Here is a 16192-nt window from a genome sequence, read left to right as displayed (position 1 = left end):
GGGGTCGAGCCGGGGAAGTCACCGATGTGGCGGCTGGGGCGCGGGCGGCACGCTGGTGACATGTCGGAAACCACTGCCGCCCGCCGCGGCCCCTCTCTCCTCCGCCGCCTCGCCGCCCCCGTCGCCGCCGCTCTCCTGGCGGGTGCGGCCGGTGTGTGGACGTCCGGTGCCGCCCACGCCTCGCCCGCCGCCGGCACCCGGTCCGTCGCCGGGTTCGGCGACTGCCCGGCTCTTCCCGAGGGCGTGGACCCCGCACGCTGGAAATGCGAGGTGCACACGGCCGCCCCGAAGCTGACCATGGGCAAGGTCACCATGACGCTCGCCCCGATCACCATGACGCACGCCGAGGGGCCCTTGCCGGACGGCACCGACGGTGGGGTCTGGGGCGCGATGCACAGCGCGCCGACCGCCGTACCGGGCGGCCTCACCGGCACCCCGGCGGGCGAGCACGCCGGGGCACTGGGCCTGGCGATACGGCCGGAGTACGGCGGACGGTCGGACTTCTACACCGGACAGCTCAGTCTCCGCTTCCGGTTGCTGAGTCCCCTGCTGCCGCGCTCCTGCGCCATCGGGGCGAGCGAGCCGGTCGACTTCCAGGTGAAGCGGTCGGGCCCCTCGAAGCACGTCTCCCAGGACCCGCCGGTGATCGAGTTCTCGGCGTACGACGACACCTTCACGGCGCCCGCGCCCGAACACTGCGGACCGCTGACGGGTCCCCTCGGCAGACGCCTCGGCCTGCCGGCGGCCACCGGGAACCTGCTGTCCTACGACGCCTCGTACACCTACCGGACCTACGACCGGCTCCCGTAGGGACGCCCGTCCGGGCGTCGGTCCGTACGCGAGAAGGGCCCGCCGCGAGCGTGCGCGACAGGCCCCCTTCCGCTGCCTGGGTGTCAGCTGATCTTGGCGTAGGCGTAGTTGACGAGCTTCTTGACGTCCGACGTGCGGTCGGTCGCCGAGGGCGCGGTCATCACGGCGCCCGTGATCGACTTGCCGTTCAGCGTGGCGGCGAAGACGAGGCAGTACTTGGCCTCCGTGCCGGAGCCGGTCTTGACGCCGAGCACGCCGTTCCAGCCGAGCAGGGTGTTGGTGTTGGTCCAGGTGCCCATCGTGCGCGTGGCGCCGGAGCTCGCGATCGTCTTCGCCGTGTAGGACTTGGTCTTCACGACGGACTTGAACGTGGAGCTCTTCATCGCGCTGCGGGCGAGCAGCGTCAGGTCCTTCACCGACGAGTAGTTGGCGCCGTTGCTGATGCCGTCGAACGAGTCGAAGTGCGTGTTCGTCATGCCGAGGCTACTGGCCGTCGTGTTCATCTTCGAGATGAACGACTTCACGCGCGCGTTGACCGTCGTACCGGTGCCGAACTTGTCGGCGAGGGCCATCGCGGCGTCGCAGCCGGACGGCAGCATCATCCCGTACAGAAGCTGACGGACGGTGACCTTGTCACCGACGATCAGGTGGGCCGACGAGGGGTAGCCCTGGCGGACCATGTAGTCACTGATCGCCTTCTTGATCGTGACCTTGGTGTCCAGGTTCAGGTTCGACTGCGAGAGCACGACCTTCGCGGTCATGATCTTCGTCGTCGAGGCGGTGAGCCGGTGGGTGTTCTCCGACTTCTTGTACAGGGCCGTGCCGGTTGCGCTGTTCATCACGTAGCCGCTCTTGGCGGTGATGGTGGGCGTCGTGAGGGCCTGCGCGGGCGCAGCGGTGAGGGCGCCGGTGGCGAGCACTGCACCAGCCGTAACGGCGACGGCGGCGGCTCTGCGGACGCGGGTGGCCTTAATGCCGGTAATCAAAGCGATATACCCCGATTGTCTGGAATGCCCCTGATATGCGGCCGAGTTGAGGTGGCGAGCGAGTGGGGCCGCACGAGTGTGACACGTAAGTAGCACAGATGGTTGTGCGGCCGCTGGGGGCGATTTCCGTCACGTCCGCATGGTGGACGAGGCCCCTCTTGCGTACGTGTTGTATCTATCCTGTCGGCATGGCAACGCCCGTGAAGCAACCACCCGCCGCCGACCGCGTCTACAGCCACGTCAAACAGGGCGTACTCGACCGCCGTTACGAGGGCGGGACGCTGCTCACCGAGGGCGAGCTGGCCGATGCCGTGGGCGTCTCGCGCACCCCCGTCCGAGAGGCGCTGCTGCGGCTGGAGATGGAGGGCCTGATCCGGCTCTACCCGAAGAAGGGCGCGCTGGTCCTGCCGGTGTCGGCGCAGGAGATTGCCGACGTCGTCGAGACCCGGCTGCTGGTGGAGGAGCACGCGGCGCGCAAGGTCGTACCCGCGCCGCCGGCTCTGCTGGAGCGGCTCGCGGAGCTGCTGGAGAGGCAGAAGGCGCAGGCCGCCGCCGGTGACTTCGCCGCCGCCGCGGTGACCGACCGCTGCTTCCACGCCGAGATCGTGCGCAGTGGCGGCAACGAGATCCTGTCGCGGCTGTACGACCAGCTTCGCGACCGGCAACTGCGGATGGGTATCGCCGTCATGCACTCGCACCCGGACCGGATCGCCAAGACGCTCGCCGAGCACGAGGAGATCCTGCGGGCCCTGGGCTCCGGTGACGCGGAGGCGGCCGTCGGGGTCGTGCACCGGCACGTGAGCTGGTTCTCGCACCTCGCGCGGGGTGAGGTGCGATGAGCGGCGCCACCCTGCCGGGTGACCCCCCGGGCGGCCGTCGCGCCGTCACGGTGTGGTCGATCGGCGTCTCGGTCTACTTCGTCGCCGTCATCTTCCGCACCTCCCTGGGCGTGGCCGGCCTGGACGCGGTCGACCGCTTCCACGTGGGCGCCTCGGCGCTCTCGACCTTCTCGATCCTTCAGCTCCTGGTCTACGCCGGCATGCAGATACCCGTCGGCCTGCTGGTCGACCGGCTCGGCACCAAGAAGGTGCTGAGCCTCGGCGCGGTGCTGTTCACGCTGGGCCAGCTCGGCTTCGCCTTCTCGCCCTCCTACGGCATGGCGCTGGCCTCGCGCGCGCTGCTCGGCTGCGGTGACGCGCTGACCTTCATCAGCGTGCTGCGCCTCGGCACCCGCTGGTTCCCCGCCCGACGAGGACCGCTGGTCGCCCAGCTCGCGGGCCTGGCGGGCATGGCCGGCAACCTGGTCTCCACCCTGGTCATCGCCCGGCTGCTGCACGGTGTCGGCTGGACCGCCGCGTTCGCCGGCAGCGCCCTGGCCGGTGCGGTCGTACTCGTCCTGACGCTGCTGTTCCTGAAGGACCACCCCGAGGGGCACGAACCCGCCCCGTCCCCGCACCAGGGCGCGGTCTACGTCCGCCGGCAGATCGCGGCGGCATGGCGGGAGCCCGGCACCCGGCTGGGCATGTGGGTGCACTTCACCACCCAGTTCCCGGCGATGGTCTTCCTGCTGCTGTGGGGCCTGCCGTTCCTGGTCCAGGCGCAGGGCCTCAGCCGCGCCACGGCCGGCGAACTGCTCACCCTGGTCGTGCTGTCCAACATGGTGATCGGCCTGGTCTACGGCCAGGTCGTGGCCCGGCACCACGCGGCCCGGCTGCCGCTGGCGCTGGGCACGGTCACCGTGACCGCGCTGGTCTGGGCGGTCACGCTCGCCTACCCGGCCGAGCACGCGCCGATGTGGCTGCTGGTGGTGCTGTGCGCGGTGCTCGGCGCCTGTGGCCCCGCCTCGATGCTCGGCTTCGACTTCGCCCGCCCGGCCAACCCGCCCGAGCGACAGGGCACCGCCTCCGGCATCACCAACATGGGCGGTTTCATCGCCTCGATGACGACGCTGTTCGCGGTCGGTGTGCTGCTGGACGCGACCGGCGACGACTACACGGTGGCCTTCTCCGCGGTGTTCGTCCTGCAGGCCCTCGGGGTCAGCCAGATCCTCCGCCTGCGCGGCCGGGCCGCCCGCCGGGAGCGGGAGCGCCTGGTGGCGAGCCGGGTGGAAACGGTCCACGTGCCGGCGTGAACCGCGTACCCGGCGGACGCCCGGCCCGGGCCCGCTGGGTCGGCGGACGGCGGACGGCGGACGGCGCCCGGCAGCGCGTCAGCGGGCCACCGGGACCAGCGTGAGGTAGGCGAGGCCGAGTACGCCCCGGTAGGCCATCCACTGGGCCCGGTGCCGGTCGAGTCGGTCGCGTACCGCGGCGGCCGAGGGATGGTCGGGGTGCCCGGCGAGCCATACCTCGGTGTCCGCCTGGTACGCGGACTCGAACTCCTCCCACTCCTCCCGGCTCGCGGTCTCCGTCCACTCGGGCCGGAAGCCGGCCCCGACGGCGAGGTCGAGCAGGGTGCCCAGGTCGCAGTGGTCGCCCGCGGACGCCTCCGGCCACATCCTGGCCAGCTCGTGCGGGGCCGGAGGGCGCTCCCAGAAGCCCTCGCCGAGCACCACCCGCCCGTCCTCGGACACCAGCCGCCGCAGCTCGCGCAGTGCCTCGGCGACGGGGGCGGTGCCCGTGCTCAGCGCCTGGCTCGCGCCCAGGCACAGCACCAGGTCGGCGGGCCCGCGTCCGCTGCCCAGCGCGGACTCCTCGGCGAACTCCACGCGATCCGTGAGGCCGCGCGCCCCGGCGTTCCGCCGTCCGCGGGCCAGGTCCTCGCCGTTGATGTCGACGCCGACCCCCTTGGCCCCGGGTACGGCCTCCAGCAGGCGGAGCAGCAGTTCGCCCCAGCCGCAGCCGATGTCCAGGACGGTCCGGGGCCGCGTGGCGGCCAGCCGACGGACCATCGCCGTCGCCCGGGCGTCGGAGAGGGGGCCGTGGAAGGTGAGGCGGGTGAGCCGGGGCGGGCCGTCGTTGTCGGTCATGCGGGGCACGTTAGTGAGCCGGGCGGCGCCGGTCACCGGAATATCGGGCCCGGTGCCGCCGCACGCCCCGGCTCCGCGAGCCGCACCGGCTCGCTACGTGAGCCGCACCGGCTCCGTGTTCGGCTGGCCGGCCCCCGTGTGCGGCCCTCCGCGTTCGGCGGGCAGGCGCCCCCCGCCCGCGAGCGGCCCGCGTTCCGCTACGGCGTCACCCTGAGGTTCCGCAGGATGGCCGCCGTCAGCTCGGGGTCGCCCTCCGTCTTCACCCGGTCCGCCACCGCCTCCAGGCTCACCCGGCCGCAGGACAGGCGGACGTAGGTCTCCCAGTCGAGGGTGAGGGTGGCCGCCGGGCCGAGGGCGGGCGCGGTCTCCAGCGTGCCGCGGCCCTGGATGTCGACCCGGACCGTGCGCAGGAACTCGACGGGCCCGTGCACGTCGAAGACGATCGCGGAACTGCGCGGCGCGTCCGCGTCCTTCGCCACGATCCTGGGCAGCGCCTCCAGCAGCATGTCGCGGGCGACGTGGGCGCCCGGCGAGTCGAGGTTGCCGGGGCGGGCGAGGGCCGCGCGCAGGTCCTGCTCGTGCACCCACACGTCGAACGCCCTGGTGCGCATCGCCTGTTCGAGGGTGATCTCGGTGCTCATCGGGCCGCGCACCTTGGTGCCGGGGTCGCGGGACTCGTTGCGCAGCTGGCGGTTCCTGCGGATGACGGTGTACTCCAGCTCCGCCGTCATCTCCGGCGCCGTGTGGTGACGGCGGACGTCGACCTGCATCTCCATGTAGCGCTGGTGTTCGTTGCTGACGTGGAAGAGGTCGCGGGGCAGGGTGTGGATGGGCCGGGGGTCGCCGAGCATCTCGCAGTCCAGGCCGATGACGTGCGAGACCACATCGCGGACGGACCAGCCCGGACACGGGGTCCGCCGGTTCCACTCGGCCTCCGGGAGCGGCTGCACCAGCTCGGATATCGCTTCGATGGAGTGGGTCCAGGCGTCGGCGTAGGGCTGGAGGGTGGGATGCAGACTCACGGAACGGGACCCCTCGGCGGTCGGTACACGGGCAGGTTGTGGCGGCGTTGCCGGCGGACGGTGGCTGCACTCGGCGGGTGTCGTGGCACTCCCCCGGCTCTCGACTTCGCTCGAGCGGGGGACCCCCAAGTTACGCTGCTCCGAGGCACCCCGGCAGTGCTTTCGTGTGACGATCGTAGGCCTGTATGGACGACTCGAATGCCAGGACGGTGGTAGTGTGCGCGCCTCGCTGATCCAGATCGCCGTGGACGACGGTGAATCGGTGGCCTCCCGGCGGCGGCGGACGGCCGCTCTGATCCGGGAGCAGGCCGGTTCCGACCTCGTGGTCCTGCCCGAACTGTGGACCACCGGCGCCTTCGCCTACGAGGAGTTCGGCGCCGAGGCCGAGCCGCTCGAGGGACCGACGTACGAGGTGATGGCCAAGGCGGCGAGCGACGCGGGCGTGTGGCTGCACGCCGGCTCGATCCCGGAACGGGGCCCGTCCGAAGGCGGCTCCGCCGCGGGCGACGGCCCCCTCTACAACACCTCTCTCGTCTTCTCCCCCTCCGGCGAGCTGGCCGCGGCCTACCGCAAGATCCACCGCTTCGGCTTCGACAAGGGCGAGGCCGTGCTGATGAGCGCGGGACGGGAGGTGGTGACGGTCCGGCTGCCCGGAACGGTCCTGGGCGTCGCCACCTGCTACGACCTGCGTTTCCCCGAACTGTTCCGCTCGCTGGTCGACGCGGGCGCCGAGACGCTGGTGATCCCGGCCGGCTGGCCCGAGCGGCGGCGTGCGCACTGGACGCTGCTGGCGCGGGCGCGGGCGGTGGAGAACCAGGCGTTCGTGCTCGCCTGCGGAACGGCCGGTACGCACGCCGGAGTGCCGCAGGCGGGTCACTCGATCGTGGTCGACCCGTGGGGCGAGGTGCTCGCCGAGGCGGGCGCCGGCGAGGAGGTCCTCACGGTGGAGTTCGACCCCGGGAAGGTGGCGGCGACCCGCGAGCAGTTCCCGGCCCTGAAGGACCGCGTACTGGGACTCCGACCGCCACGGCGCTGACCGGGGGAACGGGAGGGGCCACGGCCGGGGTCCCACCCGGCCGTGGCCCCGGCTCAGTCCTCGCGCTCCTTCTCCGCCAGGTGGATCACGCACACCGCCACCGCGATCAGCAGCGCCGGGTCCGCGTCCTCCCGTACGACGTCGACGCCGTACGTCTCCCGGACGTGCAGCCAGCGCCGGGAGATCACGGCGAGGAGTTCGCCGTCGTACTCGACGGCGAACTCACGGTCGAGGATCTTGCCGCTGACGTCCAGGTCGGTGCCGTCGGCCAGGGACACCCGGTAGTGGTTGCGCAGCAGGGACAGCCGTTTGCGGCGGATCGTGGCCAGGCCTTCGCCGTCCCGCTCGATCACCATGGTGTCGCGCAGGGCGAACATCTTCTGGTGGATGTCGATGAGGACGCGCCCCTGGACGTCCTTCAGCTCGAAGGTGTCCCGCAGCCGCATGGCCTTGCCGTCGACGAGGAACACCTTCTGGCCGTGCTCGTCCTCGATCCAGTAGTCGTCACCGATGCCGAGGAGCCGGTCGCGTACGAGGAATCTCATGCGCTGACCGTTCCCCGGCAGCGGGCAGTCGTCACAAAGCCGCTCCTGGACAGGAGGACTCTCACTCTCACACGCCGTAGCCGTCGGTGTAGCCGTCGCGGGCGTGATGGTGGTGGTGGGGTTCCTCCTCGACCACCGGCGTCTGCGGCACCACGACCCGACGGCGCCGTGCGATGCCGCTGAAGGTGGCGATGCCGATGAGGCCGACGGCCATGAAGATGATCCCGACGAGGTCGAGGTTGACTCCCTGCATGTGCCAGTCCGTCGCGAACGTCAGGATGGCACCCAGGGCGATGAGGATGATGCAACCGCCGAGGCCCATTGTCGTCGCCTCCCCTTCCGGTTCCGGAATCTCCGGTGCCGTCCGGGTACCCGGGGCCGTCCCGAACATGTGTGGGAAGGCTCGTGACGGGTGTTCAGGGGCGGCGCCGGGCCGCGGGGGCCCGGCGCGGCTCAGTCCTCCAGGAACGCCACCAGCGCGTTCGCCAGCAGGAACGGGTCGTCGGCGCCGCACAGTTCACGCGCGCTGTGCATCGACAGGATCGCCACGCCGATGTCGACGGTCCGGATGCCGTGCCGGGCCGCGGTGATCGGGCCGATGGTGGTGCCGCACGGCATGGAGTTGTTGGACACGAAGCTCTGGAAGGGGACGTCCGCCCGCTCGCAGGCGGCGGTGAACACCGCGCGGCCCGAACCGTCCGTGGCGTAGCGGTTGTTGACGTTGACCTTCAGGATCGGTCCGCCGTTGACCCGCGGGTGGTGCGTCGGGTCGTGCCGCTCGGCGTAGTTGGGGTGGACGGCGTGGCCGGTGTCGGAGGACAGACAGACGGTGCCGGCGAAGGCGCGGGCGCGGTCCTCGTACGAGCCGCCGCGGGCGAACACCGAGCGCTCCAGGACGGAGCCGAGCAGCGGGCCGTCCGCGCCGGTGTCCGACTGGGATCCGTTCTCCTCGTGGTCGAAGGCGGCCAGCACGGGGATGTGGCCGAGCGCGGCGCCGGCGGACGCGGCGGCGGCCAGGGCGGCCACGCCGGCGTGCACGGACAGCAGGTTGTCCATCCGGGGACCGGCGACCAGTTCACGGTCCCGGCCGAGGTAGGCCGGTGCCTCCACCGGGTGCACCATGAGGTCCCAGCCGGCCACCGAGCCCGCCGCCAGGCCGGCCTCCTCCTCCAGGAAGGCGATCAGTTCGCCGTCGCGCGGGGCGTCGCCGAGCCCCCACACGGGCTGCAGATGACGCTGCTTGTCGAGCTTGAGGCCCTCGCTGTTGACCGCGCGGTCCAAGTGGATGGCGAGCTGCGGCACGCGCAGCAGCGGGCGGTTCACGTCGACGAGGACCGTGCTGCCGTCGCGCAGGGTCAGCCGGCCGGCCAGGCCCAGGTCGCGGTCGAGCCAGGAGTTCAGCAGCGGGCCGCCGTAGATCTCCACCGCGACCTGCCGCCAGCCGTGGGCACCGGTGTCGGGCAGCGGCTTGACCCGCAGGTTCGGCGAGTCGGTGTGCGCGCCGATGATGCGGAAGGGGGTGTGCGGCGCGGCGCCCTCGGGGACGTACCAGGCGACGATCGCCCCACCGCGCAGCACGTACTTGCCGCCGCTCGTCCCGTCCCAGGCGTCCGTCTCGGCGACCTGCCGGAAGCCCGCCTTCTCCAGCCGCTCGGCGGTGTTCGCCACGGCGTGGTACGGCGACGGGCTCGCCGCCAGGAAGGTCATCAGGTCGTCGGTGTGGCCGCGATCGAAGCGGGCTGGTGCGCTCATGGGCTTACCTTAACGACGTGCGTGGGCCCGCCCCCGGTACGGGAGCGGGCCCACTTCGGCGATCAGTGGATGCGGAACCGGTCTTCCGGCGCGCGGCCGGACCGGGGCCGTCCTAGAAGGCGGCCTCGTCCAGCTCCATCAGGTCGAGCTCGACGCCCTCCGAGATCTTCCGGGCCAGGGTGACGCCCGGCAGGACGTTGGCCGCGAAGAACTTCGCCGCCGCGATCTTGCCGGTGTAGAACGCCTTGTCCTTGGCGGAGGCCGTCTGCAGCTTCTCGGCTGCGACGGCGGCGCCCTTCAGCAGCAGGTAGCCGACCACGACGTCGCCGGAGGCGAGCAGCAGGCGGCTGGTGTTCAGGCCCACCTTGTAGATGTTCTTGACGTCCTGCTCGGTGGCCGCGAGGTCGGTCAGCATCAGGCCGACGATGGCCTCCAGCTCGACGGCCGCCTTCGCGAGGTGCTCGCGGGCGCCCGCCAGCTCCTCGCCCCCGGTGCCGAGCGCCAGGAACTTCTTGATGTCCTCGGCGAGCGAGTTCAGCGCGGCGCCCTGGTTGCGGACGATCTTCCGGAAGAAGAAGTCCTGGCCCTGGATCGCGGTCGTGCCCTCGTACAGGGTGTCGATCTTGGCGTCGCGGATGTACTGCTCGATCGGGTACTCCTGCAGGAAGCCGGAGCCGCCGAAGGTCTGCAGCGACTGGGCGAGCTGCTCGTAGCCCTTCTCGGAGCCGTAGCCCTTGACGATGGGCAGGAGCAGGTCGTTGAGCGCGTGCTCGGCCTTGGCGTCCTCGCCGTTCGCCTCCTTGACCGCGATGGCGTCCTGGATCGAGGCGGTGTAGAGGACGAGGGCGCGCATGCCCTCGGCGTACGCCTTCTGCGTCATCAGCGAGCGGCGGACGTCGGGGTGGTGGGTGATGGTGACCTTGGGCGCGGCCTTGTCCATGAAGTTCGCCAGGTCCGGGCCCTGGACGCGCTCCTTGGCGTACTCCAGGGCGTTGAGGTAGCCCGTGGAGAGGGTGGAGATCGCCTTCGTGCCGACCATCATGCGGGCGAACTCGATGATGCGGAACATCTGGCGGATGCCCTCGTGCTTGTCACCGATCAGCCAGCCCTTGGCGGGGTGCCGGTCGCCGAAGGTCATCTCGCAGGTGTTGGAGGCCTTCAGGCCCATCTTGTGCTCGACGTTGGTGGCGTAGACGCCGTTGCGCTCGCCCAGCTCGCCGGTCTCGAAGTCGAAGAGGTACTTCGGGACGAGGAAGAGGGACAGGCCCTTGGTGCCGGGGCCGGCGCCCTCGGGACGCGCGAGCACGTAGTGGAGGATGTTCTCCTCCATGTCGTGCTCACCGGAGGTGATGAAGCGCTTCACGCCCTCGATGTGCCAGGAGCCGTCCTCCTGCTGGATCGCCTTGGTGCGGCCGGCGCCGACGTCGGAGCCCGCGTCGGGCTCGGTCAGCACCATGGTGGAGCCCCAGGTCCGCTCCACGGCGATCTGTGCGATCTTCTTCTGGACCTCGTTGCCCTCGTCGAAGAGGATGCCGGCGAACGCCGGGCCGGAGGAGTACATCCACACGGCCGGGTTCGAGCCGAGGATGAGTTCGGCGTAGGCCCAGATCAGGGACGGCGGAGCCGTCGTGCCGCCGATCTCCTCCGGCAGGCCCAGACGCCAGTACTCGGACTCCATGAAGGCCTTGTAGCTCTTCTTGAAGGACGCCGGGACGGGCGCGGTGTTCGTCTCCGGGTCGAAGACCGGCGGGTTGCGGTCGGCGTCCGCGAAGGACTCGGCCAGCTCGTTCTCCGCGAGGCGCGTCAGCTCCTCGAGGACGCTCTTGGCGGTGTCCGTGTCCATCTCGCCGAACGGGCCGGTGCCGTACAGCTTGTCGCGCCCGAGCACCTCGAACAGGTTGAACTCGATGTCGCGGAGGTTCGGCTTGTAGTGCCCCATGGTGACGGCTCCGTATCGGACTCGGCGAGGCACTGACTCCTCGCATCTGGTTCACGTACCAACAAGTAGCTCCGATGATGCTACCCGTCAGTAATAAGACGCAAGCCCGATTCCGTCATCTGTGACTGAGTACTCTTCTGCGCATGTACGGATACGGCCAGCCCATGGACGGTGGCGCCGCTCAGCAGAGTTACGTCCCCCCGCAGCAGGGCGGTGTCGGTGGGTACGGCCAGCAGCCGCCGCTCTATCCGGAGCCCTCCCCACCCTCGCTCGCGGACGCGGTGCGCGCCTTCACCACCGGTCAGATGCCCGCCGAGGACTTCCAGCAGATCTTCGCCACGTCGAAGGTGTACTGCCCGCGCGGGGACACCCCCGGCTTCCTCGCCCTGCACAACACCCAGCAGCCGGTGATCCCGATGTTCACCTCGCTCAAGGAGTTGCGCCGGTACGCGGGCAAGGAGTCCAAGTACTTCGTCATCACCGGCTCCGAGGTGATCGACCTGCTGCCGAGCGGCTACGGCTTCGTCCTGGACATGGAGGGCGAGCACCGGATGGTGTTCGACGCCAAGGCGGTCGAGCAGATGGTCGACTTCGCCATGCGCCGTATGTACGGCTAGCCGCCGCTGCTGCGCGGGCGGCGGCTGACCCGCACCCCGCTGCGAGCCCGGAGGGAATGCCCTCCGGGCTCGTTCTGTTGTGGGGTGGCAGAAAGTTCAACGCTCAACTAAAGTGACGCACAAGGAGGTACCGACCATGCCTGCAGTGACCGTCGAGAACCCGCTGACCCTGCCCCGCGTGACCGCTCCCGCCGACGCGGTGGCACGGCCCGTGCTCTCCGTCACGACCGCCTCCGGCGGTTTCGAGGGTGAGGGCTTCCCGGTGCGCCGGGCGTTCGCCGGGGTCAACTACCAGCACCTCGACCCGTTCATCATGATGGACCAGATGGGTGAGGTGGAGTACGCGCCGGGCGAGCCCAAGGGCACCCCCTGGCATCCGCACCGCGGCTTCGAGACCGTCACCTACATCATCGACGGGATCTTCGACCACCAGGACTCCAACGGCGGTGGCGGCACCATCACCAACGGCGACACCCAGTGGATGACCGCGGGCTCGGGCCTGCTGCACATCGAGGCCCCGCCGGAGCAGCTGGTCATGTCCGGCGGCCTCTTCCACGGCCTGCAGCTGTGGGTGAACCTCCCGGCCAAGGACAAGATGATGGCCCCGCGCTACCAGGACATCCGCGGCGGCAGCGTCCAGCTCCTGACCAGCCCGGACGGCGGCGCGCTGCTGCGTGTCATCGCGGGCGAGCTGGACGGTCACGCGGGCCCCGGCATCACGCACACGCCGATCACGATGATCCACGCGACCCTCGCCCCGGGCGCCGAGATCACCCTGCCCTGGCGCGAGGACTTCAACGGCCTCGCCTACGTCATGGCGGGCCGCGGCAGCGTCGGTGCCGAGCGCCGGCCGATCCACCTGGGCCAGACCGCCGTCTTCGGCGCGGGCGGTTCGCTGACGGTCCGCGCGGACGAGCGGCAGGACTCGCACACCCCGGACCTGGAGGTCGTCCTCCTCGGCGGACAGCCCATCCGTGAGCCCATGGCGCACTACGGCCCGTTCGTCATGAACACCAAGGAAGAGCTGATGCAGGCCTTCGAGGACTTCCAGAAGGGCCGCCTCGGCACGGTCCCGGCCGTCCACGGCATGACCCCGGGCGGCCCCCAGGCCTGACCCGCGACTCCGCCCCCGCCACTCCGCCCCCGTCGCCCGGCCCGCCCGTCCAGCGGTCCGGGCGACGGGCGTGTGCGGGGCCGCAAGCCCTCACCCGGCCGGGCCCGTGCGGCAGGACAGACCGGCCTGGGGCGTGATCCGCTGGGGGTGTGTCGCTGTTGCCCGAGTCCGTGCGCCGTCTCGCCGCCTGGTGCGCCGTCGTGCTGCTGGTCGCCGGGGTCGGGTGGGTCGCGATCCGGCTGTGCGCGGCGCTGCGTACCGCCGTCGTGCCGGTGCTGCTCGCGCTGCTCGGCACGGCGCTGCTCGGCCCGCTGTACCGGCGGCTCGTGAAGGCCAAGGTGCAGCGGTCGCTCGCCGCCGCGCTGACCTGCGTCGCCGTGGTGGCCGTCGTCGGCGGTGCCGTGTACATCGTGGTCGCCGCCCTCGTCGACACCGGTGACCAGATCATCGCGTCGGTACGGCAGGCCGTCAGGGCCCTGACGAGGCACTTCGGGGCCGCCGGGACCGGGCTGGACGATCTGCTGGGCAACGCCAAGAAGCTGCTGGGCAAGTACGGCGGGACCGCGGCCTCCAACGTCCTCAGCGGAGTCGGCGTGGTGGGCGAGTACCTGGCCATGGCCCTGCTCGCGCTGCTGCTCGTCTTCTTCTTCCTGCGCGACTCCCACCGGGCGGCCGAGGCGCTCCGGACCGTCGCCCCCGGCCCCCGGGGCGGCGCCCTGGAGGCGATGGCGCGGCGCGCCTTCGGCGCGGTGCAGGGGTTCATGCGCGGCACCACGCTCATCGCGCTCATCGACGCCGTCTGCATCACCGTCGGCCTGCTGATCCTTCGGGTGCCCGGCGCGATCGGGCTCGGCGCGCTCGTCTTCGTCGGCGCCTACATCCCCTACCTGGGCGCCTTCATCTCGGGCGCGGTGGCCGTGCTGGTCGCCCTCGCCGACCGGGGTTTCGTCATCGCGCTGTGGGCGCTCGGGGTGGTGCTCGCGGTGCAGGTGCTGGAGGGGCACGTGCTCCAGCCGGCCATCCAGAGCCGGACCGTGCATATGCATCCCGCGGTGGTGCTGCTGGCGATCACCGCCGGGGCGTCCGTGGCGGGCATCCTCGGCATGCTGCTCTCGGTGCCGCTGACCGCGGCCGCCTTCGGCGTCGTGAACGAGCTCCGTGAACGTCACACGGCGGCCGGGCCGTCGGACTCGTAGAGCTCGAACCAGATGCTCTTGCCCTTGCCGCGCGGGTCGACGCCCCAGAGGTCCGCGAGCAGCTCGATCAGCATCAGACCGCGGCCGGACGAGGCCAGCTCCCCGGGCCGCCGCCGGTGCGGGAGATCGTCGCCGGAGTCCGTGACCTCCACCCGCAGCCGGCGCCCGCCCGGCTCCCCGGCGACCTCGGCGAGCAGCAGCGCGTCCGCGTCGGTGTGCACGAGGACGTTGGTCACCATCTCGGAGACCAGCAGCACCGCGGAGTCCACCTGCTCGGCCGACACCCAGTCGTGCAGCAGCTCGCGCAGGTGCCGGCGGGCCTCGGCGATCCGCTCGGGCTCGTCCTGGGCCACCGGAAGCAGGGTGCGCCGCAGCCGGGGCCGCAGGGTCAGGGTGTCGTCGCGGCCGCAGCCCGCGCCCTGCCGGCACAGCAGCAGCAGCGCGATGTCGTCCTCGCGGCGGTCGGCGAGCGGGCCGGTGGTGTGGTGCGAGGACGGCCCGTGCACGCCTTGCACCAGCGCGTCGGCCATCGACTCCAGATCGCCGGTGTGCTCCTCGAGGATCGCGCGTATGCGCCGCCAGCCGCTCTCCATGTCGTGGCCGCCGGTCTCGATCAGGCCGTCGGTGCACAGCATCAGGGTCTCGCCGGGCTCCAGCGTGAACCGGGTGGTCGGGTAGTCGGCGTCGGGGTCGACGCCCAGCGGCACCCCGCCCGCCGTCGGCCGCATCATCACCGTGCCGTCGGCCATGCGGATCGCCGGGTCCGGATGCCCGGCGCGGGCGATCTCCAGCATGCCGGTGGCCGGATCCGCCTCGACGTACAGGCAGGTCGCGAAGCGCATGTCGGTCATGTGCGCGTCGTGCGTGATGCCGTGCAGGAAGCGGGCGGCGCGGGAGAGCACGGCGTCCGGGCGGTGGCCCTCGGAGGCATAGGCGCGCAGCGCGATCCTGAGCTGGCCCATCAGGCCCGCCGCTCGGACGTCATGGCCCTGGACGTCGCCGATGGCCAGCGCGAACCTGCCCGCGGGCAGCGGGATCATGTCGTACCAGTCGCCGCCGACCTGCAGCCCGCCGCCGGTCGGGATGTAGCGGGCGGCCACCGTCATCCCGGGGATCTCCGGGCCCAGCGACGGCAGCATGGAGCGCTGCAGGCCCTCGGTCAGCTCCCGCTGGGTGTCGGCGGCGCCGGCCCGGTTCAGGGCCTGGGCGAGCATCCGGGCGACCGTCGTCAGGACCGCGCGCTCGTCCGGGGTGAAGGCCACCGGGTAGGTGAAGGCAGCCATCCAGGCGCCCATGGTGCGCCCGGCCGCCGTCAGCGGCAGGAACGCCCAGGAGCGGCGCTCGAAGTGGCGGGCGAGCGGCCAGGTGACGGGGTAGCGCGTCCGGTACTGCTCGGCGGAGGAGAGGTAGACGGCCCGGCCGGTGCGGACCACCTCGGCCGCCGGGTAGTCCGTGCTGAGCGGCATGTGCAGGAAGGGCTCGTCCTCGCCGGGCTGCTGCCCGTGGTGGCCGATCACCGTCAGCCGGTCGCCCTCCACGCCGAACACCGCGAGTCCGTCCGGGGAGAACCCGGGCATGGACAGCCCGGCCGCGACCCGCAGCACCTCCGCCGTGGACCGCGCCTCCGCCAGCGCCCGGCCGGCGTCCAGCAGGAACGCCTCCCGCGAGCGGCGCCAGTCGCCGGTGACCGCGTTGCGGGCCGCCGCGGTGCCCGGGGTGGGCTCGGTGACCTCCTGGAGCGTGCCGATCAGCTCGTACGCCCGCCGGTCCGGGTCGAAGGACGGCTTCGAGCGGCTGCGTACGACCCGTACGACCCGGCCCTCCTCGTCCATGATCCGGATCCGCACCTCGGCGAGCGTGCCCTCGTCGACCGCCAGCGGCACCACCCCGGTGATCTCGTTCCAGTCCTCCGGGTGCAGCCGTGCCCGGGTCTGGTTCTCGGTGAGGGTGACCGGTTCCGGGGGCAGCCCGAGCAGCCGCGCCGCCTCCCCGTCCACGGTGACCAGTCCGGCGGCGGTGTCCCAGTGCCACAGCCCGGTCGCGAGGGCGGTGAGGACGCCACCGACGGACGGCAGGGGCTCGCCTGTACGCATTGCCCCAATTTAAGGAGATGCGATCGATAACTGCCACCCTTGGCGGTCGCCGTAAATGATGGGGAGCCGATCTTGGCGTGCCCGGTACCCTTGATGGGTCCGGGCCCCGTGCCC

The 16192-nt window shown here is 71.5% G+C and carries 15 protein-coding genes; 7 read left to right on the top strand and 8 right to left on the bottom strand.

The window, feature by feature from the left end:
* Positions 1-60: 60 nt before the first annotated feature.
* Positions 61-810, top strand: coding sequence for a hypothetical protein (locus AB0924_RS01600; RefSeq protein ID WP_366910417.1), 750 nt, complete (start codon positions 61-63; stop codon positions 808-810).
* Positions 811-893: 83 nt separating this feature from the next.
* On the opposite strand, the gene AB0924_RS01595 is transcribed toward AB0924_RS01600, so the two are convergent.
* Positions 894-1796 carry a D-alanyl-D-alanine carboxypeptidase gene (locus AB0924_RS01595; RefSeq protein ID WP_358929524.1) on the bottom strand — a complete coding sequence of 301 codons (903 nt, stop codon included), beginning with the start codon at positions 1794-1796 and terminating at the stop codon, positions 894-896.
* A gap of 188 nt (positions 1797-1984) precedes the next feature.
* Here AB0924_RS01595 and AB0924_RS01590 point away from each other — a divergent pair, with 188 nt between their 5' ends.
* Both AB0924_RS01590 and AB0924_RS01585 read left to right on the top strand, forming a co-directional pair.
* Positions 1985-2635: a GntR family transcriptional regulator gene (locus tag AB0924_RS01590; protein ID WP_366910415.1), complete on the top strand. Its 651-nt coding sequence runs from the start codon at positions 1985-1987 to the stop codon at positions 2633-2635.
* Complete coding sequence (locus tag AB0924_RS01585; RefSeq protein ID WP_358929520.1) at positions 2632-3927, top strand: MFS transporter; 1296 nt, start codon at positions 2632-2634, stop codon at positions 3925-3927. Before AB0924_RS01590 ends, AB0924_RS01585 begins: the two co-directional genes overlap by 4 nt.
* 78 nt (positions 3928-4005) lie before the next feature.
* Here AB0924_RS01585 and AB0924_RS01580 read toward each other — a convergent pair whose 3' ends face one another.
* Both AB0924_RS01580 and AB0924_RS01575 read right to left on the bottom strand, forming a co-directional pair.
* On the bottom strand, positions 4006-4764 hold the full coding sequence (locus AB0924_RS01580) for a class I SAM-dependent methyltransferase (RefSeq protein WP_358929518.1): 759 nt from the start codon (positions 4762-4764) through the stop codon (positions 4006-4008).
* A gap of 197 nt (positions 4765-4961) precedes the next feature.
* A complete protein-coding gene (locus AB0924_RS01575; RefSeq protein ID WP_358929516.1) occupies positions 4962-5786 on the bottom strand; it encodes a maleylpyruvate isomerase family mycothiol-dependent enzyme in 825 nt (274 codons plus the stop codon).
* Positions 5787-6003: 217 nt separating this feature from the next.
* Between AB0924_RS01575 and AB0924_RS01570 the strand changes: the two genes are divergently transcribed.
* Positions 6004-6822, top strand: coding sequence for a carbon-nitrogen family hydrolase (locus tag AB0924_RS01570; protein ID WP_366910414.1), 819 nt, complete (start codon positions 6004-6006; stop codon positions 6820-6822).
* A 53-nt stretch (positions 6823-6875) separates the two neighbouring features.
* On the opposite strand, the gene AB0924_RS01565 is transcribed toward AB0924_RS01570, so the two are convergent.
* The 4 genes from AB0924_RS01565 to AB0924_RS01550 form a co-directional block, all read right to left on the bottom strand.
* Entirely contained in the window at positions 6876-7367 is a 492-nt protein-coding gene (locus tag AB0924_RS01565) for an LURP-one-related family protein (protein WP_358929511.1), read from the bottom strand.
* A 67-nt stretch (positions 7368-7434) separates the two neighbouring features.
* Positions 7435-7689 (bottom strand): DUF6458 family protein, encoded by a 255-nt coding sequence (locus AB0924_RS01560; protein ID WP_358929509.1) that lies wholly within the window; start codon positions 7687-7689, stop codon positions 7435-7437.
* Between the two features lie 131 nt (positions 7690-7820).
* Entirely contained in the window at positions 7821-9119 is a 1299-nt protein-coding gene (locus AB0924_RS01555) for a M18 family aminopeptidase (RefSeq protein ID WP_366910413.1), read from the bottom strand.
* A gap of 112 nt (positions 9120-9231) precedes the next feature.
* Positions 9232-11058: an acyl-CoA dehydrogenase gene (locus AB0924_RS01550; RefSeq protein WP_358929505.1), complete on the bottom strand. Its 1827-nt coding sequence runs from the start codon at positions 11056-11058 to the stop codon at positions 9232-9234.
* A 143-nt stretch (positions 11059-11201) separates the two neighbouring features.
* On the opposite strand from AB0924_RS01550, the gene AB0924_RS01545 reads away from it, so the two are divergent.
* From AB0924_RS01545 to AB0924_RS01535, 3 genes are all read left to right on the top strand, one after another.
* Positions 11202-11675 carry an SseB family protein gene (locus AB0924_RS01545; RefSeq protein ID WP_358929503.1) on the top strand — a complete coding sequence of 158 codons (474 nt, stop codon included), beginning with the start codon at positions 11202-11204 and terminating at the stop codon, positions 11673-11675.
* A gap of 136 nt (positions 11676-11811) precedes the next feature.
* On the top strand, positions 11812-12789 hold the full coding sequence (locus AB0924_RS01540; RefSeq protein WP_366910412.1) for a pirin family protein: 978 nt from the start codon (positions 11812-11814) through the stop codon (positions 12787-12789).
* 149 nt (positions 12790-12938) lie between these two features.
* Positions 12939-13985, top strand: a complete 1047-nt coding sequence (locus tag AB0924_RS01535) for an AI-2E family transporter (protein WP_358929498.1) — start codon at positions 12939-12941, stop codon at positions 13983-13985.
* Here AB0924_RS01535 and AB0924_RS01530 read toward each other — a convergent pair.
* Entirely contained in the window at positions 13955-16078 is a 2124-nt protein-coding gene (locus AB0924_RS01530) for a SpoIIE family protein phosphatase (RefSeq protein WP_366910411.1), read from the bottom strand. The two genes, AB0924_RS01535 and AB0924_RS01530, sit on opposite strands and share 31 nt — an antisense overlap.
* Positions 16079-16192: the final 114 nt, after the last annotated feature.

This window comes from Streptomyces sp. NPDC047869, from assembly GCF_040704065.1.
Lineage (GTDB): Bacteria > Actinomycetota > Actinomycetes > Streptomycetales > Streptomycetaceae > Streptomyces.
Note: the sequence above shows the minus strand (reverse complement) of the source record. Positions and strands in the feature narration are given on the sequence as shown.